This is a genomic window from Microbulbifer regidiadema (SeqCode), from assembly GCF_052466995.1.
In genome coordinates, this window is record NZ_CP174297.1 from 1,322,368 (window position 1) to 1,346,540 (window position 24,173).

At 45.5% G+C, this 24,173-nt stretch carries 23 protein-coding genes; 7 read left to right on the plus strand and 16 right to left on the minus strand.

Going from position 1 to position 24,173, the window contains the following annotated elements:
• Window positions 1-374: 374 nt before the first annotated feature.
• The 3 genes from ACJJIK_RS05550 to ACJJIK_RS05560 all read left to right on the plus strand — a co-directional run bounded on the left by ACJJIK_RS05550 (window position 375) and on the right by ACJJIK_RS05560 (window position 3,853).
• Window positions 375-983, plus strand: a complete 609-nt coding sequence (locus tag ACJJIK_RS05550) for a hypothetical protein (RefSeq protein ID WP_444930782.1) — start codon at window positions 375-377, stop codon at window positions 981-983.
• A gap of 1,606 nt (window positions 984-2,589) precedes the next feature.
• The gene (locus tag ACJJIK_RS05555; protein WP_444930781.1) at window positions 2,590-2,859 is read left to right on the plus strand and encodes a DUF3601 domain-containing protein; all 270 of its coding nucleotides are present in this window, start codon (window positions 2,590-2,592) and stop codon (window positions 2,857-2,859) included.
• Window positions 2,860-3,004: 145 nt separating this feature from the next.
• Window positions 3,005-3,853, plus strand: coding sequence for a metallophosphoesterase family protein (locus ACJJIK_RS05560; RefSeq protein WP_444930780.1), 849 nt, complete (start codon window positions 3,005-3,007; stop codon window positions 3,851-3,853).
• Between the two features lie 223 nt (window positions 3,854-4,076).
• Here ACJJIK_RS05560 and ACJJIK_RS05565 read toward each other — a convergent pair whose 3' ends face one another.
• Both ACJJIK_RS05565 and ACJJIK_RS05570 read right to left on the minus strand, forming a co-directional pair.
• Window positions 4,077-5,231, minus strand: coding sequence for an acyl-CoA dehydrogenase family protein (locus ACJJIK_RS05565; RefSeq protein ID WP_444930779.1), 1,155 nt, complete (start codon window positions 5,229-5,231; stop codon window positions 4,077-4,079).
• 241 nt (window positions 5,232-5,472) lie between these two features.
• Window positions 5,473-5,982 (minus strand): Lrp/AsnC ligand binding domain-containing protein, encoded by a 510-nt coding sequence (locus ACJJIK_RS05570; RefSeq protein WP_444930778.1) that lies wholly within the window; start codon window positions 5,980-5,982, stop codon window positions 5,473-5,475.
• Window positions 5,983-6,123: 141 nt separating this feature from the next.
• On the opposite strand from ACJJIK_RS05570, the gene putA reads away from it, so the two are divergent.
• The 3 genes from putA (at window position 6,124) to ACJJIK_RS05585 (ending at window position 12,383) form a co-directional block, all read left to right on the plus strand.
• Window positions 6,124-9,270 (plus strand): bifunctional proline dehydrogenase/L-glutamate gamma-semialdehyde dehydrogenase PutA, encoded by a 3,147-nt coding sequence (gene putA, locus ACJJIK_RS05575; RefSeq protein ID WP_444944444.1) that lies wholly within the window; start codon window positions 6,124-6,126, stop codon window positions 9,268-9,270.
• Between the two features lie 257 nt (window positions 9,271-9,527).
• Complete coding sequence (locus ACJJIK_RS05580) at window positions 9,528-9,917, plus strand: hypothetical protein (RefSeq protein WP_444930776.1); 390 nt, start codon at window positions 9,528-9,530, stop codon at window positions 9,915-9,917.
• A 486-nt stretch (window positions 9,918-10,403) separates the two neighbouring features.
• Entirely contained in the window at window positions 10,404-12,383 is a 1,980-nt protein-coding gene (locus ACJJIK_RS05585; RefSeq protein ID WP_444930775.1) for an alkyl/aryl-sulfatase, read from the plus strand.
• A 94-nt stretch (window positions 12,384-12,477) separates the two neighbouring features.
• Here the strand turns inward: ACJJIK_RS05585 and ACJJIK_RS05590 are convergent, their stop codons facing one another.
• Entirely contained in the window at window positions 12,478-12,600 is a 123-nt protein-coding gene (locus tag ACJJIK_RS05590) for a hypothetical protein (protein WP_444930774.1), read from the minus strand.
• Window positions 12,601-12,807: 207 nt separating this feature from the next.
• On the opposite strand from ACJJIK_RS05590, the gene ACJJIK_RS05595 reads away from it, so the two are divergent.
• Window positions 12,808-13,164: a hypothetical protein gene (locus tag ACJJIK_RS05595; RefSeq protein ID WP_444930773.1), complete on the plus strand. Its 357-nt coding sequence runs from the start codon at window positions 12,808-12,810 to the stop codon at window positions 13,162-13,164.
• Window positions 13,165-13,569: 405 nt separating this feature from the next.
• Here ACJJIK_RS05595 and ACJJIK_RS05600 read toward each other — a convergent pair whose 3' ends face one another.
• The 13 genes from ACJJIK_RS05600 to ACJJIK_RS05660 all read right to left on the minus strand — a co-directional run bounded on the left by ACJJIK_RS05600 (window position 13,570) and on the right by ACJJIK_RS05660 (window position 23,895).
• Entirely contained in the window at window positions 13,570-13,995 is a 426-nt protein-coding gene (locus ACJJIK_RS05600; protein ID WP_444930772.1) for a hypothetical protein, read from the minus strand.
• A 116-nt stretch (window positions 13,996-14,111) separates the two neighbouring features.
• Window positions 14,112-14,762 carry a metallophosphoesterase family protein gene (locus ACJJIK_RS05605; protein ID WP_444930771.1) on the minus strand — a complete coding sequence of 217 codons (651 nt, stop codon included), beginning with the start codon at window positions 14,760-14,762 and terminating at the stop codon, window positions 14,112-14,114.
• Window positions 14,763-15,275: 513 nt separating this feature from the next.
• A complete protein-coding gene (locus ACJJIK_RS05610) occupies window positions 15,276-15,842 on the minus strand; it encodes a hypothetical protein (RefSeq protein ID WP_444944445.1) in 567 nt (188 codons plus the stop codon).
• Between the two features lie 665 nt (window positions 15,843-16,507).
• Window positions 16,508-17,056 (minus strand): hypothetical protein, encoded by a 549-nt coding sequence (locus tag ACJJIK_RS05615; RefSeq protein WP_444930770.1) that lies wholly within the window; start codon window positions 17,054-17,056, stop codon window positions 16,508-16,510.
• A complete protein-coding gene (locus tag ACJJIK_RS05620) occupies window positions 17,053-17,421 on the minus strand; it encodes a L,D-transpeptidase family protein (RefSeq protein WP_444930769.1) in 369 nt (122 codons plus the stop codon). Before ACJJIK_RS05620 ends, ACJJIK_RS05615 begins: the two co-directional genes overlap by 4 nt.
• 770 nt (window positions 17,422-18,191) lie before the next feature.
• On the minus strand, window positions 18,192-18,698 hold the full coding sequence (locus ACJJIK_RS05625; protein WP_444930768.1) for a hypothetical protein: 507 nt from the start codon (window positions 18,696-18,698) through the stop codon (window positions 18,192-18,194).
• A gap of 105 nt (window positions 18,699-18,803) precedes the next feature.
• Window positions 18,804-19,109, minus strand: coding sequence for a hypothetical protein (locus ACJJIK_RS05630; RefSeq protein ID WP_444930767.1), 306 nt, complete (start codon window positions 19,107-19,109; stop codon window positions 18,804-18,806).
• A 177-nt stretch (window positions 19,110-19,286) separates the two neighbouring features.
• Window positions 19,287-19,613 carry a low molecular weight protein tyrosine phosphatase family protein gene (locus ACJJIK_RS05635; protein WP_444930766.1) on the minus strand — a complete coding sequence of 109 codons (327 nt, stop codon included), beginning with the start codon at window positions 19,611-19,613 and terminating at the stop codon, window positions 19,287-19,289.
• 170 nt (window positions 19,614-19,783) lie between these two features.
• Entirely contained in the window at window positions 19,784-20,167 is a 384-nt protein-coding gene (locus tag ACJJIK_RS05640) for a hypothetical protein (RefSeq protein WP_444930765.1), read from the minus strand.
• A gap of 51 nt (window positions 20,168-20,218) precedes the next feature.
• Entirely contained in the window at window positions 20,219-20,656 is a 438-nt protein-coding gene (locus tag ACJJIK_RS05645) for a peptidoglycan recognition protein family protein (protein ID WP_444944446.1), read from the minus strand.
• A 1,240-nt stretch (window positions 20,657-21,896) separates the two neighbouring features.
• Window positions 21,897-22,370, minus strand: a complete 474-nt coding sequence (locus ACJJIK_RS05650) for a CYTH domain-containing protein (RefSeq protein WP_444930762.1) — start codon at window positions 22,368-22,370, stop codon at window positions 21,897-21,899.
• 321 nt (window positions 22,371-22,691) lie between these two features.
• On the minus strand, window positions 22,692-23,261 hold the full coding sequence (locus tag ACJJIK_RS05655) for a hypothetical protein (RefSeq protein WP_444930761.1): 570 nt from the start codon (window positions 23,259-23,261) through the stop codon (window positions 22,692-22,694).
• Window positions 23,262-23,457: 196 nt separating this feature from the next.
• A complete protein-coding gene (locus tag ACJJIK_RS05660) occupies window positions 23,458-23,895 on the minus strand; it encodes a hypothetical protein (RefSeq protein ID WP_444930760.1) in 438 nt (145 codons plus the stop codon).
• Between the last annotated feature and the right edge of the window lie 278 nt (window positions 23,896-24,173).

The window sequence follows — 24,173 nt, forward strand, 5'->3', positions numbered from 1 at the left end:
CCATTTCGCAAAAGAGTGCCTTATGCATACGGTGACGGTAAGGTGTCGATCAAGAGGTATTTGTGAACGGCTAGACTATATTGCAAGATAGAGATTCAATAATTTCAATATCCAGTGTTTTATTGTGGTCTCAGTATTGTATCCATGGGCATGACACCTTAAACTTTTTCTTTGCTGGGTATCCAAAATAGTTTTAAAGTATATAGAAGCTGCTTTACCCTCCCCCTCTATTTAAGCACCTGTACCAATTTGGGGGGCGTTGATTGCTCGACCTTATTAGGAGCTTCAGTTGAGCAGACCCTCGAAGTATAAACAGGCGTGATAAATAGATACCATTTTTGAAGAAAAATATCAGACGCAATGGAGTAAGACTAATGAACGGGTTACAAAAAATTCTCATAGTATTAACTGTACCGATGGGCTTGCTAAATCTTTTCGGTGGATTTATATCCGGCATTTGGCTTGCCATACTGGGAGAGTGGGCGCTAATTGGGTATGGGGCACTTGTCTTACTCCTTTCAGGAATCGGGTTATACTTAGCATTAATCCCTGGAGATATTTTCGGCGAAATTGGAAAGGGCTCTTTGGGGAAATATAAGAATTTTCCACTCTATATATTAAGCATCTTATCCGTACTATATATTTTCTTTATACTAAGCGCCTGGTGTATTACTGTACTTGCTTTTTGTATGGAGCAGACCAACCATTCCAGTATAATTCCTGCATTGATATGGTCGTATTCCGTATCTACAGGCCCAATAAAAAGGTGGTCTGATAAGAGTGCCGAATCTGGAAATCCTCTTCCAGCAATCATATGTTTTTTTATACAGATTGCATATATATCGTGCATAATTGGGGTAACTGTTTGGGGCGCCGAAATCACACAAATACTTACAACATTCATTTCCGTGATGTTTGTTGGCTTTTTTAGCCTTTATTATATTACATATCGATCAGTTAAATTAGTTGCAAATAAGGCCTAGCAAATACATGGTCGGGACGTCCTCGACGTCCCGCTCAGAGAGCTTCCTCTACAGGACAGGTGCTTACTTATTAAGAGAGGCAAGAAAATATTAAATCATAAATAGTCTATCGAGCACGCAGAGGCACTCGATTTTAGATCTCACCAAGCCGGCCTAGATAGATAGTTTTTTACGGCCGGCCATTTCCAGGTAGTAAGTTAAATTTTACCTACACTCTTGCTAACACTACTCCGTACCTGTATTGACCCAGTGTTTATTAACTAGGCGGACCTATAGCTCCGTATAATATCCAAATGAATATTATTGATATAAGAAAGTCAACCGCTTCCGCTCAGGAAGAAATCAGGGTCTATAGTAGAGTTAGCTCAGCATTTCTGATAAGCTTTTCTGTACTGATAATTATCGGTGCCACTCAAAATCTCATGCTAACAGAAATTGGCAAGCCTGCTTGGCTCTGGCTATCGTAGGTACAATTATTTGGGTTATGGCAACCTTCTTTATCATAACCAATCACTACAGGAGATGTCCTGCTCTGTACACCTTTCACGCAAAATTCGCCCACAGCAAAACACTTCTGAGCACGATGTTAAGCAGAAATCACAAGGCAGTGAAATGATAATAATTTTAAGGGTTTTGCGTGGGATTGTCGGTTTCATAGGTGCCAGCAACGCAGTTAACACACTCCTTTCAATCTTACCATCACCTGAAGGTACAGAAATGGAGGCTAGTTCAGAGGCAATCCTTATAAAACTATTGATATCAGCGGTGTGCTTATCAGTATTTCTATATTCGAGGCATTTTATCAATCAGCGTTATCTGCTACAAAACGATAGTGACAAATTATATATCACGTCCCCGTGGAGCCTGTAGTACTTAACAACACCAAGAACTATCACCAGAAAAACTGACTGGACCTATATTCCGCAGCTTCGCTGCTCCATATCGGACCGTATTGCCGGCATTCTGCATCAAGATGAATATTGAAGAACTTTACGAAAAACTAAAATGAGATGAAGGTGAGCCGGGAGACTTCGGAAAATGCACCGAAACATTGGGCTGTGAAATTTCAGAAGTATTTAACTCTGTGCCATAACTTTTCACAAAGAGGCTCGAAACTGACGAGGTATCATACGTCGATGCTGATGCAGCAATGAATAGTGTATAGCCAGCAATGCTCGACTTTGTTATAGAGAATAATCTAGAAATTATAGAACCCTGCTATTCAGCATATTGCGCATTTGATGAAAGCGAGCACGATCACAAAGATGGTAGTGACCCTGCGGAGAAGCACACAGTGCCAGCCATCAGGGAGCTGCTGAAAAATTGATAAACTGGGTGACCGGTAGTTTCTAGCTACCACCCCATAATGAATTCCTACCCAGCGGTCACGCAACGAAATCAAGTCCGCCCTTTGGGAAAGTTATTTTTAAATGCAGTATGAATACCCTCAACTTTTGCGTTTCGCCAGTAATTTTTACCGGGTGATCCGCAGGTGACAGTCAGTGATTCACTCGCATCCATACGTAGTAAGTTTCGGGCTTTCATACTAACTTTTTCAGTAGCTCAACTTTGATTTGTAATTGACAATGGTGTTAAATAGCAGGGCATGAATAGAGAAAATCTCAATAAACAATATGGCCACCTAAAAGCAAGCCTGAATTACCGTATTGCAAAGCCATTCAGAGACTATGACTATAACCCCTATGACGAGGGTGAAGTCATAAAATTTTATAGTTGCAGTTTCTTGCCGTATGAAAACGGTTTAACTTTGTTCTGTCTTCGCAAAGGCCAGGAAACACAAATAAGGCTTCAGATTCACCCTGAAGAGCAGCAAGAAATCGCTCATAATCTAGAGCACTATTTTGAGGAAACTTAACAAATCGCACAAGCAAGGCAAAGTGCTATACGCTTCGCCCCTATCTATTACAGGCTAGCTCAGATACATTAATAACAAGAGATACTGGGCTTACCGTAACACTCTAGGGATTTCAAGTTTGTAGGCGGCCTCACCGGGTGAATTTTTGCCCCCTTTGATGCCCCCCCCGCATAAACCACAGCCTCAGCGCTATAAAAATCAACATCGTATTTTGGTTGAAATGAAGATTGTAAAAATTGAAGACAAACCTTTTCATGACATTATGTATCGATCTTCGGGAAGAGGTGGAGAGGTTCGTTCATTAACCCTGCCTTTTTATAGGGTGCAAGTTGATGCCTTGCCCAAGGGTTACTCTGCAATTGTGGCCGTTTCGGATTTACAAGGGAGGGAAGCTGACATTAAGAGTAACCGGTTAGTCGGTGAAGCTGTAGCCGAAGAACTTCTGCTATTAATGGAGTTAGGTGAAATCCCAGAAGTTAATTTAGTGTTACTGGCAGGAGACCTGTATGACTATCCTGACAGTAAAAAGTTGGGCGGAACTGGTGATGTTACAGCTGTTTGGAATGCTTTTTCTGAAATAACAGAAAATGTTGTTGGAGTTCACGGGAACCATGATACAGTTCAAGAGGAAATTCTTGCGGCAAATGTGAGAGTTTTAGATGGCGAAATTCAGGCTATCAACGGATTAAATATAGGCGGCGTATCGGGGATAATTGGCCGCAGCGGTAGGAATCAAAGAAAATCAAGCACTGAGTTTAATAAGGCTTTACGTAAAGCGGTAAATAACAAGACAGAGATTACACTCTTACATCAGGGCCCTGATGATCCGCTTAACAGTCAAATTGGTGAGCCACTGGTTCGGGATTATTTAGAATCACAAGGTTCTTCCCTGGTGCTTTTTGGGCACTGTCATTGGGAAATACCGTATATTGATATAGGTAAGCATCAGGTATTAAACGTCGACAATCGTCTTTATGTATTTACGGATAGCTAGACTTTATAACAAGATAAGGCTATCGAGAGCTTAACGTATATTCAGCAAAGAGAGATCTTCAAGCATACCCCGAGCCAATCTCGTTATGACGATGTGGGCAGTAGAAAAAGAAAGAGCTACTAAGCAGACCGATATTTATACCTGTATCAGAGGTACAGCCACTAGATTTACAGGAAGAAAGAAATAAAAAGCCGGCTTACTTCGCCGGCTCAGGTCAATAAAGCTATCTCACATCCAGCAAGTGCCTGGCAATAATCAGGCGTTGGATCTCACTAGTGCCTTCGTAGATTGTGGTAATTCTCACATCCCGACTCATACGCTCAAGCGGATACTCACGGGTATAGCCCACACCACCGTGCATTTGCAGAGCTAAATAGCAGGCTTCATTCGCTTTCTCACTGGCAAATAACTTACCCATTGAGGCGGCGGGGCCAAAGGCCATACCCGCATCTTTCTGCCAGGCGGCTTGCAATAATAGCAGTCGCGCACCTTCCAACTCTGTATATTTATCAGCCAGCTGCCACTGCAACCCCTGGAACTCCGCCAGCTTTTTACCGAATTGCTCCCGCTCATGCAGGTAGGCCCGGGCACAGTCTAAAGCTTCAAGGCCGATACCCAGCGCCAGGGAACCAATGCCGATTCTACCGCCGGCAAGCTCGCCTGCTGCGATACGGAAGCCTCGATTCTCGTCACCCAGCAGGTGGGAGGCAGGAATACGGCAGTTGTCGAAGGAAACCTCATTGGTAACAGAGGCTTTCTGCCCCATTTTTTCTTCGGCCTTACCGATCACCAAACCGGGTGTACCAGCTTCGACCAAGAAGCAGGAAATGCCTTTGCCTTTTGGTGCGGCAGGATCTGTTACCGCCCAAACAACAAAAATACCGGCAAATTCTGCACTACTGATAAACAGCTTACTGCCGTTGAGAACGTATTCATCGCCCTGCTTGTCCGCGCGGGTACGCATGGCGGCGGCATCCGATCCAGAGCCCGGTTCGGTAAGGCAGAAAGAACCCGCCGGGTATTCACCGCTACAGATTTTGGGAAGGTATTTTTGGCGCTGCTCCTCTGAGCCCACGGCCTGAATAACTTCAGCCACCATATTGGTGACTGAGGTGGTTGTCGCCACAGAGGCACAGCCTCGCGCCAACTCGGCAATTGCCAGGGAGAATGCTATGGTGCCGGCGCCAGTGCCGCCATAATTGGGATCGATATTGATGCCCATAAAACCTAGCTCAGCCAACTGCTTGAGCCTCTGTAACAAGAGTTTCCTGTCACCAGTTTTATCGAGTTCGGCAGCAATCGGCTTCAGTTCGCTGTCGGCAAATTGCTTTGCCGCATCCTGAATCATCTGCTGTTCTTCGCTCAGTGAAAAATCCATACAGTACCTATTTATAGTTATTACGGACAAATCACACGGCACCCGCCTTGGTACCGCATCGCTATGCCGAGCATAATAAAAACTGCGCCGACAATGGTTGCCAATTCCACCTTTTCAGCTATGAAATCAGCAATCAATCTCTATGATCGTGGCCCGAGATGAGAATTCAGGCCCGCTAGAAACCAACCCTTGGTATCGCTACAGCTTTCCTGCTCCACACAGAATATTTGACGGGGCTCAATTAGCGCCGCGAACCTTTAACACCGGGCTCGGGGTCAGGTACCGCCACAGCAGTATCAGTCTTCACCTCTTCCATCACCACATAAGTGTGGGTTTCACGGACTCCCGGCACCGATGCCAGCTTTTCACCGAGGAAACGGCGATAACCCAGCATATCCTTGATCCGAATTTTCACCAGATAATCAAAACCTCCGGCAACCATATGGCACTCCTGGACCTCTTCCAGGCCAGCCACATGCTCGTTAAAAGCTTCCAGGGCCTCAGTTGCCGTATTGTTCAGGGTCACTTGGATATAGACCACCAACCCCGCATGAACTTTGAGTGGATCGAGCAACGCCACGTAGTCGCGGATAAACTCTTCTCTTTCTAGCCGCTTAACTCGCTCAAGGCAGGGAGTGGGACTAAGGTTAACTCGGCGCGCCAACTCCACGTTTGGCAGGCGGCCGTGACGCTGCAAAATTCGCAGTATTTGGCGATCAATACGATCTAGATCTTCCAACTGTCGAGACATTACAAAATACCCTACTGGTAATCACGCAATTAGGCGTGATATTTAACCACAACTGGCGACATTATGGCGATTAATTCTAAGGATTTTCGCACATAATCCGGTCTTTTATTCTGACCCTAGATATAGAGCTTGGGAGACGATATGTCGACAAACTTCGCCGGAGACCTCCAGAATGCCCGAGACCGGGCCCGTGAGTATTTGCACGCCGACGAAAACCTCTGCGTGAGCGAACTACTGGCCGCGCCACGCCCCAGCGACGAGATGCGCAAGAAGATCCTGAACACCTCGCGCGAACTGGTTCACCACTCGCGACAGCAGCGCAGCAAGCGCGGAACACTGGACGCTTTCCTCCAGCAGTTCGGCCTTTCTAACAAGGAAGGGGTGGCCCTGATGTGCCTGGCAGAGTCCCTGCTCCGGGTACCGGACGCCGATACTGCCGACAAACTTATCGCCGAGAAAGTGCATTCCGGCAACTGGTCCAGCCATCGTGGCCAGTCCGACTCCCTGTTTGTGAACGCCTCAACCTGGGGGCTGATGCTCACTGGCAGCGTGGTCGAGCTGGACCCAGATATTACTGAGCGCCCCTCTCACTGGATGAAACGCCTGGTGAGCCGTATCGGTGAGCCGATGGTGCGCACTTCCATGATGCAGGCCATGAAAATCATGGGCGGTCAATACGTACTCGGCCGCACCATCAAAGAAGCCCTGAAACGCGGTCCCAAGGAAAACCTCCCCGGCACCCGCTTCTCCTTCGATATGCTGGGCGAAGGTGCTCGCACCATGGCCGATGCCCACCGCTACTTCGATGCCTATATGATGGCGATCGAAGCCATCGGCAAGGACAACACCCAGCGGGATGTGGTTGAAGCCAACGGCATTTCGATCAAGCTATCCGCCCTGCACCCCCGCTACAGTGTGCTACAGCGGGATCGCGTAATGAGCGAGTTGCTGCCCCAGGTGAAGCGCCTGTGTGTCGCCGCCGCCCAATACGACATGGGCTTGAATATCGATGCCGAAGAGGCGGACCGCCTGGATATCTCTCTGGATATCTTCGAGGCGCTCGCCCGCGACCCCGAATTAAAAGACTGGCAGGGACTGGGCTTTGTGCTCCAGGCCTATCAAAAGCGCGCCCCCCATGTCGCCGACTGGCTGATTGCCCTGGGCCGCGATACCGGCCGCAAGCTAATGGTGCGCCTGGTAAAAGGCGCCTACTGGGATAGTGAAATCAAACACTCCCAGCAAATGGGCCTGCCGGACTACCCGGTGTACACGCGCAAATGCCACACCGACCTTTCTTACCAGGTTTGCGCGAAGAAACTGCTGGATGCTGGCGATGCGATCTACCCGCAATTTGCCACCCATAACGCCTACACCGTCGGCCTGATTTTGCAGCTGGCCAACGGCCGCACCGATTTTGAATTCCAGCGCCTGCACGGCATGGGCCACCTGCTATACGCGCAGATCGAAGCAGTTCATGGCAAGCGTGTACCCGTGCGCGTCTACGCACCGGTCGGTGCCCACCGCGACCTGCTGCCCTACCTGGTTCGTCGCCTACTGGAAAACGGGGCTAATAGCTCCTTTGTTAACCGCTTTATGGACGAGGATACGCCGGTTGAAGCCCTGGTTCAGGATACCCTGGAGCAAAGCGAAGCCTGCAATCCCTACCGTCACCCACAAATTCCTGTCCCGGAGAATATTTATATGGGCGCAGAAGCCCTGCCACGGAAAAACTCACACGGCATCGAACTGACCGACCCCCTCTCGGTTAACCCGCTGTTGGAAGAACTTGAGCAGCAGCGCGGAAAGCACTTCCTCGGTGGCCCCATTGTCAACGGCGCCATGGGTGAAGCCGAAGAGCCGGTTTACAACCCCGCAACCGGTGAAAAGATTGGCCACACTGCCAATACCGATAAACACCTAATTGAACAGGCCTATGCCGCTGCCACTGAAGTGCAGATCGATTGGGATCGCCAGGGCGGCAACCATCGCGCAGATATTCTCGATAAAGTCGCAGATCTCTACGAAGAAAAAGCCAATGAGCTGGCGGCAATTATTTGTATTGAAGCGGGCCGCACCCTGAACGACGGTATCAGTGAAGTGCGCGAAGCCATCGACTTCTGCCGCTACTACGCCAATGCCGCGCGCCAGCACTTCAGTGAACCCACCGAACTGCCCGGCCCCACTGGCGAGCAAAACCAGCTGTACCTGAGTGGCCGAGGCACCTTTGTGTGTATCAGCCCCTGGAACTTCCCCCTGGCAATCTTTACTGGCCAGGTGGTTGCCGCGCTCGCCGCCGGTAATGCCGTACTAGCCAAGCCCGCCGAGCAGACCCCGATCATCGCTGCACACGCAGTGCGCCTGATGCTCGACGCCGGCATACCGCCCAAGGTATTGCACCTGATCACCGGTACCGGTGCCGCAGTGGGTCAATTGCTGATCGAAGACCCGCGCCTGGGCGGCGTGGCCTTCACCGGCTCCACCGAAACTGCGCGCCTGATCAACCAACAGCTGGCGGCAAAAGAGGGCCCGATTGTACCGCTGATCGCCGAAACCGGCGGCCAGAACGTCATGATCGTAGACTCCACCGCCCTGCCCGAGCAGGTGGTGGACGATGTCATTCAGTCTGCCTTCCTCAGCGCCGGTCAACGCTGTTCCGCACTGCGCATCTTGTGCGTACAGGATGTCATTGCCGACAACCTGCTCAATATGCTGAAAGGGGCCTGTGAAGAGTTGACCCTCGGTGATCCCGGCAAGCTGGACACCGATATCGGCCCGGTTATCGATGAAAAAGCCCTCGGTATGCTGGAAGCGCACCGCGAGCGCATGGAGAAAGAAGCCAAGCCGCTATTTGCTTTCGAGGAAGCGAAAAAGCCCAGCGCAGGCACCTTCTTCGGCCCGCAAGTAGTAGAGATCGAAGACTTCTCCGTACTCAAGCGCGAAGTGTTTGGGCCCTTCCTACATGTAGTCCGCTTCAAGGCCGAGGAACTGGAAGATGTAATCCACCGCATTAACGCCACCGGCTACGGCCTCACCTTCGGGCTGCACTCCCGCATCGAAGGCCGCGCCCATGCCGTATTCAAGCGTATCAACGTCGGCAACTGCTACGTGAACCGCGATATGGTCGGTGCTGTCGTAGGCGTTAACCCCTTCGGCGGCCACGGCCTGTCCGGTACCGGCCCCAAAGCCGGCGGCCCGCACTACCTGTTCCGCTTTGCCAGTGAAAAAACCAAAACCATCAATACAGTTGCCACTGGCGGCAACACACAGCTGTTTACATTGGGGCAATAAGCTTCAGTAAAACAAAAAGAGCGGGCTTTTAGCCCGCTCTTTTTTTGCCGTATCTTTTCCCGCACCACCGACTACCTGGCAACTTATACGTCCCCCTGCCCCCTCAAGTTTTCCAGCTGTATCAGAGATATACAACCCAGTATTTTCAGTATTAATACTATAGTCCCTTGTAGCAATAAGGCTTTGACTTCTTTTGATACCCTCATTTAGGCTACAGTTACTCACTCTTTATAATGGATACAATTAGAAGGGAGCCAATGAAAAATATAATAGCTGGGATAATGATCGGTTTAGTCACTGGATACTTGGGCACTTTAATTATCGGGTATTCTGCCGCTATCGCCATGCCCAATTTTTTCAAAACGCTCCCCTCTGGAAGTTCACCTATCCTTTGGGATATTTTGGTTATTCAATCACTGAACTATGGATTGCTTATTTTTACATTTAGTTTTTTGGCATATAAACTAGTGAACCTTCACCCCTGGGCAACCTCAGCAATAGCTATTATTGCCTGCGAAGCCACTTTATATTTTTTTCACCCTAGCGAATATACTCTTTACGCCCCTCATATTTTAGCTCTGGTACTTTTTTCGCCTTTAAGCGCACTATTTTCCAAGAAAAACACAAGCACACCGCATGCCACTTAGTTAAGCAGCTTTATTTTAAAGCGAATAAACTGTGAAAAACCATTGAACGATAGTGACTAAAGCCTCCAAAAGGAGCTCGACTTCAATACTTGCGCTTAAAAAATAAAATCAACCTATCCCGGCAAGTATATATCACGATAAAACACCATAAATTTATCAAACACAAAAAATCAGCGAGCAAAAGAGGTAACCGTGGATCGGCGGAACTCTTCTTTTTGCTGGAGAAACGCAGACTCTTCACCTTATACATAGCGCCAGCAATCTTGGCGATATTGGTAGAAAATACAAAGCTCGGTGGAAAAATAGAACAGTCCATAGATTATGCTTGGACATGCCCTATACAGAAAGACTTTTGCGCCGCCAAACGGCGAGCTCCTGTCTTGACGCGCCACCACAGGTAAGAGAAGCTAGGCTCACTCTGGGTAAAGACAAACCTACTCCAGTATAAAAATGAAGTTTCATGTAAACCGATTTTGGGGAGTCTCGATGCGCTCGCTGATACTCATGTGGTTGTTGTCCTTCTTTTTAATTGCCTGTAGTAGTGAGCCAAAAACTCATACAGAACGCCTCAATACCGAGATCAAACCCGCCTCCAGGGCGACTATATCCCACAATAGATCCCTGGCCGAACAACTTCCCTTTAGTGATGAAACCGACTTCCAGCTAGCGAAGCGGGGCTTTATTGAGTCTATTCCCGGCGCACAGATAACAAATGCCCAGGGTCGGGAGGTCTACGGCCTATCCCAGATGCAATTTTTACAGGGCGATCCTCCCGATACCGTTAACCCTAGTCTCTGGCGCCAGGCCCAGCTCAATGTCCTGAATAACGGCCTGTTCAAAGTGGTAGACGGTATCTACCAAGTGCGCTCCCTGGACCTAGCCAATATGACTCTGATACAGGGGGAGAGCGGCTGGATTGTGATCGACCCGCTCACTTCCGCAGAGACCGCCGCTGCGGCTCTCGCCCTGGCCAATAAGGCCCTGGGAGAGCAACCGGTAAGCGCGGTGATCTTTACCCATAGCCACGCAGATCATTTCGCCGGGATAACTGGCGTTCTGTCCAAAGAGCAGCTCGCCAACGGCTCTATCGATATCATTGCTCCCGAGGGCTTCGCCGAGGAAGCGATCAGTGAAAATGTTCGCACTGGCAATGTGATGCAACGCCGTGCGCTATATCAATTTGGCAATTTACTTCCCTCCAGTCCGGAGGGTTTCGTCTCCTCCGGTTTGGGCAACCGGGTATCCGATGGTGAACATGGCATAGCCACGCCAACGATAGAGATCTCTGAGGGCGGTGCCGAGATGAGGGTTGATGGGGTAGACATAACCTTTGTCAGTACTCCCGGGGCCGAAGCCCCCACAGAGATGGTCTTTTTCTTCCCCCAATTTAACGCCCTCTGCATGAGTGAGATCGCCAATCATACACTGCACAATATTTATACCCTACGTGGCGCAAAAACCCGCGATGCCAAAGCCTGGAGTCGCTATATTGAGTACGCTATGGAGAAATTTGGCGACAGGACCGAGGTAGTATTCAGCAGTCACCACTGGCCCACCTGGGGTAAAGAGGCAGCGATGGATTACCTGATAAAACAAAGGGACCTCTATAAATACATTCACGACCAGACCCTACGCTTGGCCAACCACGGCTACGATATGATCGAAGTCGCAGAGCGCCTTGAGCTACCCGAAAACCTCTCCCAGGCTTGGGCCAATCGAGGCTACTACGGTACCGTCAATGTTGGCGCCAAGGCAGTTTACAACCGCTACCTGGGTTATTTTGATGGCAACCCGGCAAATCTCCACCCAATTCCTCAAGAACAAGCTGCGGAACATTACGTTGAGTATATGGGGGGAGAAGAAGCCATCATAGCCCGCGCCCGACAGGATTTCGCCCGGGGTAATTATCGCTGGGTGGCCATGGTATTAAAGCACTTAGTTTTTGCCGAACCGGAGAACGAACAGGCCCGCTATCTTTTGGCTGACAGCTTGGAGCAACTGGGCTACCAGGCAGAGTCGGGCATCTGGCGTAATTTTTACCTATCTGGCGCCAAGGAGTTACGCCACGGCATCGATTACCGCGCCGAAGTACTGCCCGACGAAGATATAGTGGCACGAATCCCCCTACAGTTGCTGTTCGATGCGATGGCAGTACGTCTAAATGGTAAAAAAGCAGCCGATGCAGATATCCACCTGAATATCGATATGACTGATACTGGGGAAAAGTACTTAGTCGTTGTACAAAATGGTGTACTACACGGCTACCCCGGCCGACACAGCAATGAACCCTCCGCCAGCCTCGCACTGAGCAGTGCCGACCTGCGTCTAATGTTTAGTGGTTTGGTCGGCGCCCCGACCCTAATCAAAGATGGCCGTCTCGAAGTGAGCGGCAATCCTCTGGCACTCATAAAATTTGGCAGACTATTTGATAAATTTGATCGCAATTTTAGTCTTGTTACCCCCTAAATAGACAGGGCAGCAGTAGTTAGTGCTCTAGGGAGGCAGCGCAGCGGCCTCCCTAGAGCAAGACTCAAAAGATAAATCCAAAAATAAGTATTCTTTACAGCATCTGGTTTTTTATTGGCAAAAACCCTTGCGGTAAAACCGATAAAAAGTGTGGGGCAAGGGCCAGCTTAGCAACTGTAATTAAAATTGTATAATCAAGCTTTTTAACCCGTTCCACTAGTTAATCCGCAAGCGGCAATAAAGCCCCCATCAAGGGTACGGTCTATCTCTCCTCCCGCCACCCAAAATTTATATTTGGAAACTGCCCCCCAATGATCTTAAATTCACTATGAAGGATTGCCCAAATGTGGCGCTGTAATGCCACTAAAGGGCTATTTAGTAGTGGATAAGTCCACAAAAGTGCCAGTTGACCAGGAGGTCCATCGTGAACACAAATAAGTGCCAGCAAGCGGAAAATCACTCACATACACACAACAGCGAATGTGGCCACACCGCCATACAGCACGGTGATCACGTTTGCTATCTTCACGACGGCCACCTGCATCACCCTCATAAGGACCATTACGACGAGCACGTCTTAGAAGTCAGTGCCAGCAATCCGGAGGGATGTCACCCAATCGCAGGAGGTTGCGATAGTGCTCATACCCACGACGAAAACTGTGGACATGAACAAGTGCCTCACGGAGATCATATTGACTATTTGGTAAATGGCCGCCTTCATCATGTCCATGGCGACCACTGTGATGACCACGGGCCAGTTGAGCTGGTAAGGGGGCAGTAGCTGGGTTATCCAGATTTAATCAGCCCTGTGGGTTTGTAAGAGCCTGACTCTCTTAGCTGAAACAGTATTAAGCACCTGCGGAAAAACCAAACTAAAGCGGTAATTTTAACGTCGGGTGCTTTTACTGTTGAACCCCGAATTCAACTCTGAAGTGCATACCTCAACAGTCTCGATCATACAATCGCTCAAATTTGTTAATACCTGTTCGCATAACTGATTTGAAAAACAAGTATAAAGAAGCACCACACAGCCCCCAAAGAAAGGCCTGAAATCAATTTTCTGTACTGATTCAACTGGAAAAATTCCCCTCACTTTAGATCATATTACACTGCCGAGCAGTCGCCGATCTGGAATGGAGCGCTTGATAACGGCGTAACGGCCATCACAAACGCTCAAAGAAAAATATCAGATAGATAATTCTTGGAGATATTTATAGCCATCAGTATCGAAGGTGTAATGAACACCAAAAGTTATCCCATTGCCATACACTACTTTTGTAGTAAGGATTTCAATACCCTTTGACTCCATTAATTTTTTAATCGCTTCTGCCCCATTTCTCAATGCCACTTCATCAGGAGAAAACATTGGCTTAGACATTATAAACACCACCTTCCCCTCTTCACCTCCTGCCACTCTCAAGGGGATACCTTCAATTTCAATTGCCCTTTTGGCTCCTGACATTTGCGAACAGTCTTGATTTAGTAATAGAGTTCCACAACCGGCTGCTGGACCGTAGGTTCCAACCACCTCCCCATTGAAAGACACCTGCTCTGGAGTAGACACACATCCAGACAGCAGTGTTATCATAAAAATTATGCATAATTTTTTCATTATATTCTTCCTTGTTACTGAGTTTATATATCTCACACCTCGACAATCAGCTGCCCCTGAGAGGCTGTAGAACTTTCGCGACAGATCACAGGGCCAGCGTGAAATTTATTACCATGCTAGGTGTTGAGCTGAGAGTATAAATTAAACTGCCGAATATTCTTAGTGCTGTCTACTTGATATACATCGTTACTACCCACGTCCAAAGCTGTAAGCCAGCCAGCACAATCTATACTCCATGCATCACCATACTGTTTTGGATAACCAGATCTTTCCGCAGAATGACCGCAAACGATACGCTTGCCTGAACGATGAGAAATTGGCGCTGCTAATCTATTCCAGAGTAACACCTCTTCGTTCTGCTCCGACATTGGAAAATTATATTCGAGACCCGCATGAACAAATATTTTATCTTCGAGCTCTACATAAGGCTCAAGGTCTCTAAGGAATTGCCAATGCCCTTTGGGTATGCCGTCAGGGTAGCTTTCCAAAGTCTTATCCCCGCCATAACTCATCCATAATCTAAAAACATCCTCATCAAACCTTGAATACAAGGCCATTTCCTCATGATTGCCCTTTATAAATCTGGAGTTTGGGTAAAGCTTTGATATTTCAAGCAATCGCTCAATAACCAAGTTAGACTTAGGGCCCCTATCGATAAAATCCCCAAGGAAAATTAATACATCTGTCTTATCTGGTGAAATCAGCATAAAGAGGTCATTCAGCTCTCTCAGCCTGCCATGTATATCAGAAATTGCAAATACTTTCATATTAACTCCTTAGAGTGCCTCCCAGCATCCAGCAGGGTAAATGTACCGCAACCCTGCCCTTTCAGACCCTGACTAAGAAGCGCCAAACTACCAAGTGAGGGGTAATATGGCAACAAAAAGAATACACCAACAATTTAAGTCAGAATTCAAAGAAGGCGAGCTCAGCAAGATTCGGCACGAGTGGCCACACTGAACTGAATCGATTGCGACATGTAAAAAAGCAATTGTAAATAGCCCCCTAAAGGGCTAACATCTCCTTCACAAAAAAACAAAACCACAATTTCACCAAGGAAAAGAAAACAGACTTTCAGCTAGAATACTCAGCCAACCGAGATAGATAAATAAGGGAAAATATCGAAACTATCACTCCAGCTGTTACAGGCCTCCATACAACTTTCAAATCTAGCTTAAGCATCCTCCCCTCAAATTAAAACCAGATTGAAATATACCCCATACACCCACCAGATATTTTTCAGCTCAATCAACGCCCCACCCCAAAAAAACCCTACCAACTCAAGAAATCTGAAAGAAAAAATAAATATATTTGTAAGAATAATATACAAGCATAGCAATAAAAATATCGACATTCCAGCGAAAGTAATATTGTGCATCACTAAGAACCGGATCGCTTCCGCTCCTGAGCTTTATACGGCTCACCACCCTCATTGACCTCAAATCCAGATCTTGAATATCAATATCTTTTATACGATCCTTACCAGTACTCTCAATAATTTTTTCAGCAATTTTTTTAGCCCCCCAGGATTTGAACAACTTATAAATCATAATTAACAAGGGTACAAACAAGATGAAAGCGTAACGCGAACCAAGTAGCGAATTGTACCTTGAAACACAAAAAATAACTGCCGGCACAGACAGAGAAAGAAAATAATTAAGCCAAAACCCTCCCTCCCAATACTCCTTAAGGAGTGTAAAAACACCCTCAACGGACGAGAAACAATCACTCCATATCACATCCCAAACATTACGAGCAATGGCACCTGTCAGCATTAACGCACCAAAAACTGAAAAAAATAAAAGAACACCATCAAAAAACGATAAAATATACCCAATTACAATCATAATTTATTTTCATCAATACCACATAAAGCTGCTCTAACAGGGAAAGACGAAGTGCACAAACCCCAGCCCAACCCAACCCAACCCAACCCAACCCAACCCAGGAAGAGCTAGGCGAACCGGGTTATTGGCACACATAAACAACCTACCTGCCTTTTGTCCGCCACTCAGTAATTTTATCTGGGATTACACCCCATCTCCCAACCAATTAATTCCTTTGTTCGCCCACAACAGTGTAACAGATTAATCTTACTTAGCGGCTTGAGGTGAAGATACTTAAGCATCCATTAGTAAATAAACTTCTGATAACGCACCTCCAGCCAGGCAGCTATCTGATACATTGACAAAAATCCAGCAGTCAAAAATTCCGCATTATCGGCACTTGTTATATTTTGAGCACCGAAACTGTACCTGTATGAAATCTCACACTCCGTAGCGCCCCTTCTTATCCAAGTCTAAATATTTCAGCGACAGATCTATTTTACGAAACACCCCATCTTCCTCGATTCTTCGCAGTCTATATCCGCACTACCACAAATAGAAACGAGTATGAGCAAACAACTAGGAAACCCGCAAAAAAATAATTAACCGGAACTTTTAACCTAAACACTAAAAATATAACGAGACAACAAAAGGTCAGCCCGCATTGATTTTTCTTTTTAGGGTTCTCACTTAAAGAACACCATACATTCACTATACTCTCTTGAACCCAGGCCATTTTCCAGAAGAGCGCGATTCTCGCCTATCCACTGCCTCTTTGATTTTTTATTCTTACCTTCGAAACCAAAATACTCAGACAGGTAGTAACACGTAGAGGGAACCACAAAACTCAACTCAGACATAACCTCTATCAATATATTTTTATTGGCGTTAAATATAACTGTTAAATCACTAGAAAACGCCTCAGAAATAGCTGCATCTGAATTAGCCCGAGCTATAAAACCCATAAACAACAGCTTCTTAGCTTCATCTTGATTTAACTGCTTATCTTTTAAGTTATACTTTGACAATTTTATATACAGTGACTCCCACTCCTTATACTCAGCTAGTGAATCGTAGTACTTTTCACCCGAGTCAGTTTCTGAATAATACTTATCAGAATCTATTTGAAGGAGTCTGTTTATCATTAGCTCCACATCAGGAGAGGCTAATACAGGAAGCGACAACATTATAAATGTCAATGCAAGCAGGCTTTTATTTGCTAAGTTGGCGCTCATTGGTCTTTAACCACCACCGTTACATTGCGAGCTTCTTTTGGCTGTATTGAATTCCATATTTTTATAACTTCCTCCTCCTCTATAACTATACACCCATCAGACCAAGCAGGACTGCTACCCATATGTATAAATATGCCCCTTCTCTTAGTTTGCCCATCTGGGATATAAATTGCCTCTCTTTGCTTGCCTCTAGAATTTTTCTTTGTGGCCATTCGCGTAGCAGCACAACCAATATAGGTTTTAGCTGGAATGGGATCAGCTAATTCAAACCAACACTCGGTGCTTACCGACACAGATCCATAATCATACGTAAGCACACCCTTTCCTTTAGTTAACTCTCTAACCACTTCTATTTTATATGCCATAAAGTACCCTCCAAAATCCTAACCGTTAAGTCAAAAGTAGCACTTGTATATCATGATTCCATCCAATTCCAAAGTCCATTTCCCTCAAAAAAAGAAAAATTTAAAAACTTAATGGATTACCCGTATATGGTACCGATGTATAAAAACAGATATAGGTCAGCCAATTTACAATTTCGCACTCTATCGGCTATATATCTTTTGGGGAAGCCTTTACGAATCAATGGGTTAGCTGTTTTCTCGGTAACTTTCAGAGCTCTGTGTGATTTATTCATCACTAAAACCCCCGTACACATATTACCGAAACTCCAAGCTTGGCGTGAATGCACTCCAGAGTTGAATGCAGGAATCAAGGGGAATAGCCGTTACGCCAGCAAGGCTACTTATGCAATCCTTGGCCTCAATATTAAAGGTCAAAGGAACTATTAGGTATCAACCCACCTAGCCAAAAGGCCCTCATTATTGACTAAATTCGCTGGTTAACTTTCACAAACGTGGAGCCAAAGACACCCCAATTGTTTGGGCAAATAGCTTGCAGGGGGCCTCAACTGAAGTCCAGCACTGCATCATTCACTAAGGCAGGAACACTCAATACCGCCGAACATACCTCAGATAAGCTGAGGTGAAGCTGGGTCATTCGATGATGGTTAAATCGTAGTGCAATAAATCAAGGCTCTCATCTTACTTTAAATACCCAGAATATATCTATATGACAAATACCGTGAAGGCCGTACATTTACCCCTCGACCACAGTATAGGCTTGCCACGTCGTCTTATTCGGCTTTAGACCTGAGTAGTGCATACCTTCTAGGCAACTCGCAACTGTAAGTATGTTCCACGTAGTCGCTTTGAAAGCACACGCCTTTTAATATCACCGTTTCTTCTCGAACGTGCACTGAAGCCAAGGAATTTATCGAATAGTAATAATTTGATCCTGGTATAGGGCGAGCTACCACCCTATGAATAATGTCATAATCATTGAATTTTAGAACACCCTCCAGGATTTCAGGATGATCTGACAGCAATCTATCCAGATCGGGATAGCCAGCTCCTTTATAAGCAGCTAACTCAGCAAACTCCTCCACATCATTCTCTTCAATTTCATTGCGACGAAATTCAGCGAAGTACTCATTAACTTGAAAAATAAAGGTGCTCTTATCAACTTCCAGCTCATACTCTAAAGGCACAAAATCACTCCAGCGTTGCATCTGACCGTAATTCATATTTGCTATCTGAAGCAACTGAAACTCTACTTCTTTTTTATTTACGCGTGCTTTCATGTTTGTGCGACTAACGCTGCTAGCAGGATAGAACTGATACTTATTTGCAAAATGGATTGAGTGGCAATTTTGCCATGCCCGATTACTGCCACTGGTTATACGCTCTTATTCAACGATCTCAGTGCCCATACCGGCTACAGACACCTCAAATAGCACACTTCCCAAAACCATGAGAACAATTGAATACCTATAGTCTATAGGGAGCAACCCTACTTGATTAAATATTAGCAATATCAAACCAAGCAAAAACCCTATGATTCCACACACCCTGAAACTTTTAAATTTTTTATCTATCCGAAGCAATACTCCACATTCCGGGCATGGGAAGATAGCTGAGAATATACCGTAGCCCTTTTTTTCTTTAACCACTTCAGCGACTTCAAATTCGTTATCGCAACTATTACAATTCATTGAACTCCTCCATACACACAATGCATTACCTATATTTTATATACACCTTTCAATCCTGCTCAAAGCCTTACACAGAGGAGCAGTTTAATTCTCCAGTGAAAGTGTATAAGTTTCATGCTGACCAAGCTATTTGCAAGCCAGAAACATCTTGAACATTACGATAAGCCTTGTTTTAGCCTACCGCAAGCGGACATGCTTGGACACCCTACTTTCAAGTAGGCGGACTAACACTGCATCCATACGAGCATAATTATCAGGGATATCGAGGCAAACCAACTTCTTGCCTTTTAGGAGATCCTTGAATTTCTTTGAGACTTTATTCCGATGGGATTTCTCCATAACAAAAATAATATCAGCCCACTCAATTAGGTCGCCACTTACAGTTGTTTCGGCATCACTATTTGTGCCAGCGCCGATAGCATTGATACCTTCGTAAGCTGAAAAGACCTCCTCACCTGTAGGACTTCTCAATCTATTCTCACTACATACAAACAGTAAATTCATAACGCTTTCCCTGACACACCGATCGTTTCAATCCAAAAGTGAGAAACTTGCTGTAGTTCTCAAAATATATTATCCCTATAAAAAACTCACCACATTAAAAGAAATAGAAAATGCCATGTCTGGCACACGCACTAAGCCTGCATGCAAACGCGGTGGATATCATACATATCCTATTGTTCGCCGCCTTCTGACCAAGAGCAAAACTCGAAGCCATCTGAACAACACGACTCAGCACAGACCAACATAGAATCATCAGAAAAATAGAAGACTCCCCCATAGTCAAACAAAAAATCAAGCACCTGACCATTTCTTTTCAGAGTTCCATTTACAGTACAACCAACTGTTGAAACATGATCATGGATTTCCATACTTGTTTTATTTACACCTGTTTTCAGGATATGTGTCAGCTTTTCCCTGGATATCAAAGAGCAGCCGCACTGGTTGACATCCTCTAAATTTTCATAACGGATTTCAGTATATTCAAAAGGATAACTGCTACCCCTTATAGAGTCGCTCGAGCACCCTACAATTATGAAAAAAACAGTAAAAAACAACAGCACTCTACCCAATGACATACTATTGAGCCTTTTTCAACAGGTGTGCAGTTAAAGACGCAGTACCTTCTGTCTTTTTGGATCTTTATGGGCAATCTTTCCATGAGCGTAAAGATCTGTAAGTGTGAGACCGTACTTTTCGACAAGATTACCCAACAGCCAAATCAATGATTTTACTTGGACTTCGCTAGGGGTTTCGTATACATTTTCTTTCGACATTAAACCAACTACCTCAATGCCAATGAAATCATGGTTATGAGGATAGCGAAGTGGATAATCCTTTTTTAGTTCATAATCTGTAACCAATTTAAACCTAGCTCCCCAAGAAGCATTTTTGGTTTTCAGTAGACCTTCAATATGCCTTGCCTCTTCAGCACTGCATGCCTTTAGAGTTCTGCATTTTGAGTACAACCTTCCAACATACCAACACATTGTGGTTAGACTGGCAGTCTGAAATATTTTTCCACTTTCATCTATCAGAAAATGCATTCCTTCCTGCTCTCTCAAGCAGTCAATACTGATTGGCCAATCTTAGTACCTGTTCGATGAAGCACCATGGTACTGACTCTAGACATGACGCCATGATTTATTATTGGGTTCTCAAGCTTTTTAACCTTTGGATCAGAAATCTACCCCCTTGTATCCACATCCAACATTCTTCCCCTCCTTGCTCTAAAGCATATTTCCTTTAAGGTGACTAACACAGAGCAGCAGAGGCCCATGCATTTGTTATGTTAACTCTCAGCAAATATGCAAAAGCACCCAGCACCTAAAAATCGTTAGAAAGGCAGCTTACCACACTTGAAGCCGAACAAGCACTTGCGACAAATTACAACACACTGAAACCCTAGCCCTGCTGGGCAACCGGAATTTGGAACGCATCGAGAGGAGATACCATATTCTGTCAACCTATTAACTCCCTTACCGACACTCTTCAATAATTCAGTGGAGCTTTAGTGCTCACCAACTTAACACAGGACTATCAAAAGAAACCCTGGTACTATTTTGCAGCACTCTCTTTAGTCGCATACTCGGCTAGAGGCTGGCTCTTTAAACATCCACAAGCCATCTGCAAGTTTTCTGACAGCTACATTTGGGTGTCGCAGTGAAGCACAGCATACCGGAAGCCTCAGCCTATAGAGACGAATAGCATACGCTTGTTATGTACTTCTACTTACCTCGTCAAATACAGCACAAAAATCTTGCTCCATTTGTGAGTTGATAATACCAGCTTTATACATAGCCCAAGTAAAATGTGCACCTAGCCAACATACCCTATCCAAGACATCACAATCCGAATCAGACCTGTACTCATAGACGATTTCACTATCAAAATCATTCTCGCAGCCTAGTTCTCCCGGTAGATTTTTAGCATATACATTTAATAGGGTATTAGAAGCTTCAGCTACATAATGAACCAATCATCTGGTTCTAGAATCATGAACATAAAACTGCAAACAAAAGCGAGTATCTCGGCACGAGCTTTCGCCCCACACCACTCCTTCATTTAAGCCAATTAACTCTATCAGTTTTGAGTAGGTAATATCCATTGGGAGACTTATTTATAACATCTCGAAAAACCGCGAGCGCTAGCGGGTCCGGCGGCATCAATCACATACTGCTTTGTTTGGCTATGCGATTTCAGGGTGGTACGCATATTTTTCATAGCGCTCTTTGTAGAAATTTAACGCCATCCATAGCGGAAAACTTGCTTTACTACTGGACTTTGTTATATGCCCCCCCAGGTCGAATAAGGCTCGTTAAGCAGAGATGAATTGAAGTAGCGAACTTGACCGGTAACTTCCTCAACCGCCCAAGCAGGGAGATCCACCGCCTCTGCTTCAGAGGTCAATTCCACCTCAGCGACAATTAACCCTTCATTCTCGCCGTGAAATACATCAACTTCCCACAAATGCTTACCATACTGGATCTCATATCTTGTTTTATCGACGGTATTACCTCGACATAACTCATCAATAATGGATCTAGCATCATCCATCGGGATCTCATACTCAAATTCTGAGCACGTCATCCCTCTACTTTCCCCTTTCAGAGTTAGATACGCCAAATCGCCTTTGACTCTAGCTCTGACAACGGTCTTATCCGCCGTATTGATATAACCCTGTGAGATTCGCACACCATCTGACAACTCGGCAACTATCTGCGGGTCTACCAGGAACTTTCTTTCTACTTCTTTAGCCATATCTATTTTCTTTAAAACGCATAACGTACTCTATCCGGCCTCGATAGCGGCGAGCAACATTGACTTGGCAGGCCCAGGATAGGCGTGAACCAAGGGGGTGCCCCCCTTTAGGAAGACCACCGTTAATGAACTCCATTAAATGCTAACTACTGGCAAATGGCAACTGCAACACCACAAGGTCTTATGGGAAGGAGGCTGCCAGCAAAACTACAATCTAGCAAAATGCAAAAATTGGGGATATTCACATTGCGGACACCGCTCGATGGCTGGTGTGGGGGGATGATAGCTAAAAACTACCGGCAGCCCGCCTTATGTGTGTCACTAGTACTTCGGCGCTTTGATAAGCGCTCCATCGGCCAATGATACCTGAAAATCTAGCCATCCGCCTGGAGGATCAACTTCAGCACTACCATAAATAGTATTCCCGGAAATGTCTTGAACATTCGTGCCATCGACAGCTAAGTGATCTAGCTGCCAAACAATATCAGCATTATCGTCAATTAAAGTTAGACCAGTTCCCGACGTAATTAATAGATGATTTTTCTCAAGTCCTAGCGGGTAATCTTCAGAGGTTAGAAACTCTTGGAAGTAGCCAAAGGAAGTGGCTCCCAGACTTAGTGACTTTATTTTCTTGAAGTCTTTTGAAATGAAATGTGCGTGACCACCACACCCAATCACAATCCAAGAATGCCATAAAGCGTAATTGTTATAAAGGAAATAGTCCTTATCTGTTCCTGCAATCTTTAAAGTTGTTTTGATCGAATTGCATTCTCGAATCGTCACAACAATGCCAGGATGCAGGATATCTTTCTTTGAACCATTCGGATGAATCGAAATGATTGAACTATTTCCATAGCAATCTAAAATTTCACCTCCAAACTCTATATCCACCTCAGAACCTCTCTATTTTTTACCCATGACACCGAAGGCATAGGCCGAGCGAAGCGAAGTGTAGCAGTCAACTCTTTTTGACCGCCTAATCTTGAAAACATCAAAGAGATATCACCTAGATTATCCATTACTTACTCTTGGCCTATAGCACAAAAATCAACAGTGGAAGCCTGTCAGTACCCGGTGCAGCGTATTGTTAATCCTTTTTACCTGAAACATGGTTTTGAATTTGATCGGCAATGTTTGCGTAAACTGACTTTAGCTGATTTGGATCCAGCGTTGATTGAAACTCAACAACCAACCCTTCGAAACCATTTTGTGTTGTGCTAATAACAAGCTCCATTGACGTGTTTTCTTGAAACTGATGCAAATCTATGCCGGCTTTAGCAAGCTCTGAGCTTAATTTTTTTTCATTGATAGAGAAGCCACTCAATTTTTCTTGTAACTCCTGAGCGCTAGAAACTGACAATTCGTTAGCAGGAATTGTGTAATCAAATCCTCGCGTTACAGCCGGCTCTATGATGCCACTCTTTATAGCGACATAGATAAGTAAGATAACGAGTACAGTACCATTAGCGAATTTGGAAAACTTTGATTTTCCAAGTGTGATGAATGCTTTCCTTTCTTGAGCCATTTCTTTCCTCATAGGCTTAACAGTTAATTCAAAAGCAGCATCTATATATCACACCGCTCTATAATTCCAAAGCCCATTCACTCCAATTCACCAGAAAAGTTCCAAGAATCAATACGTCACCCCTATATAGTACAAATGTATAAAAATAGATATAGAGCAGCTGCTCCTGAACTCTATAAAGAGCGAAGCTCAACTATCAAAATCGCCTTACTGTACAGATAGTAAGTAGTAGGTAGCTTAATCACAAAGTATGGGCCCAGCAGCATTCACTGAAGGGC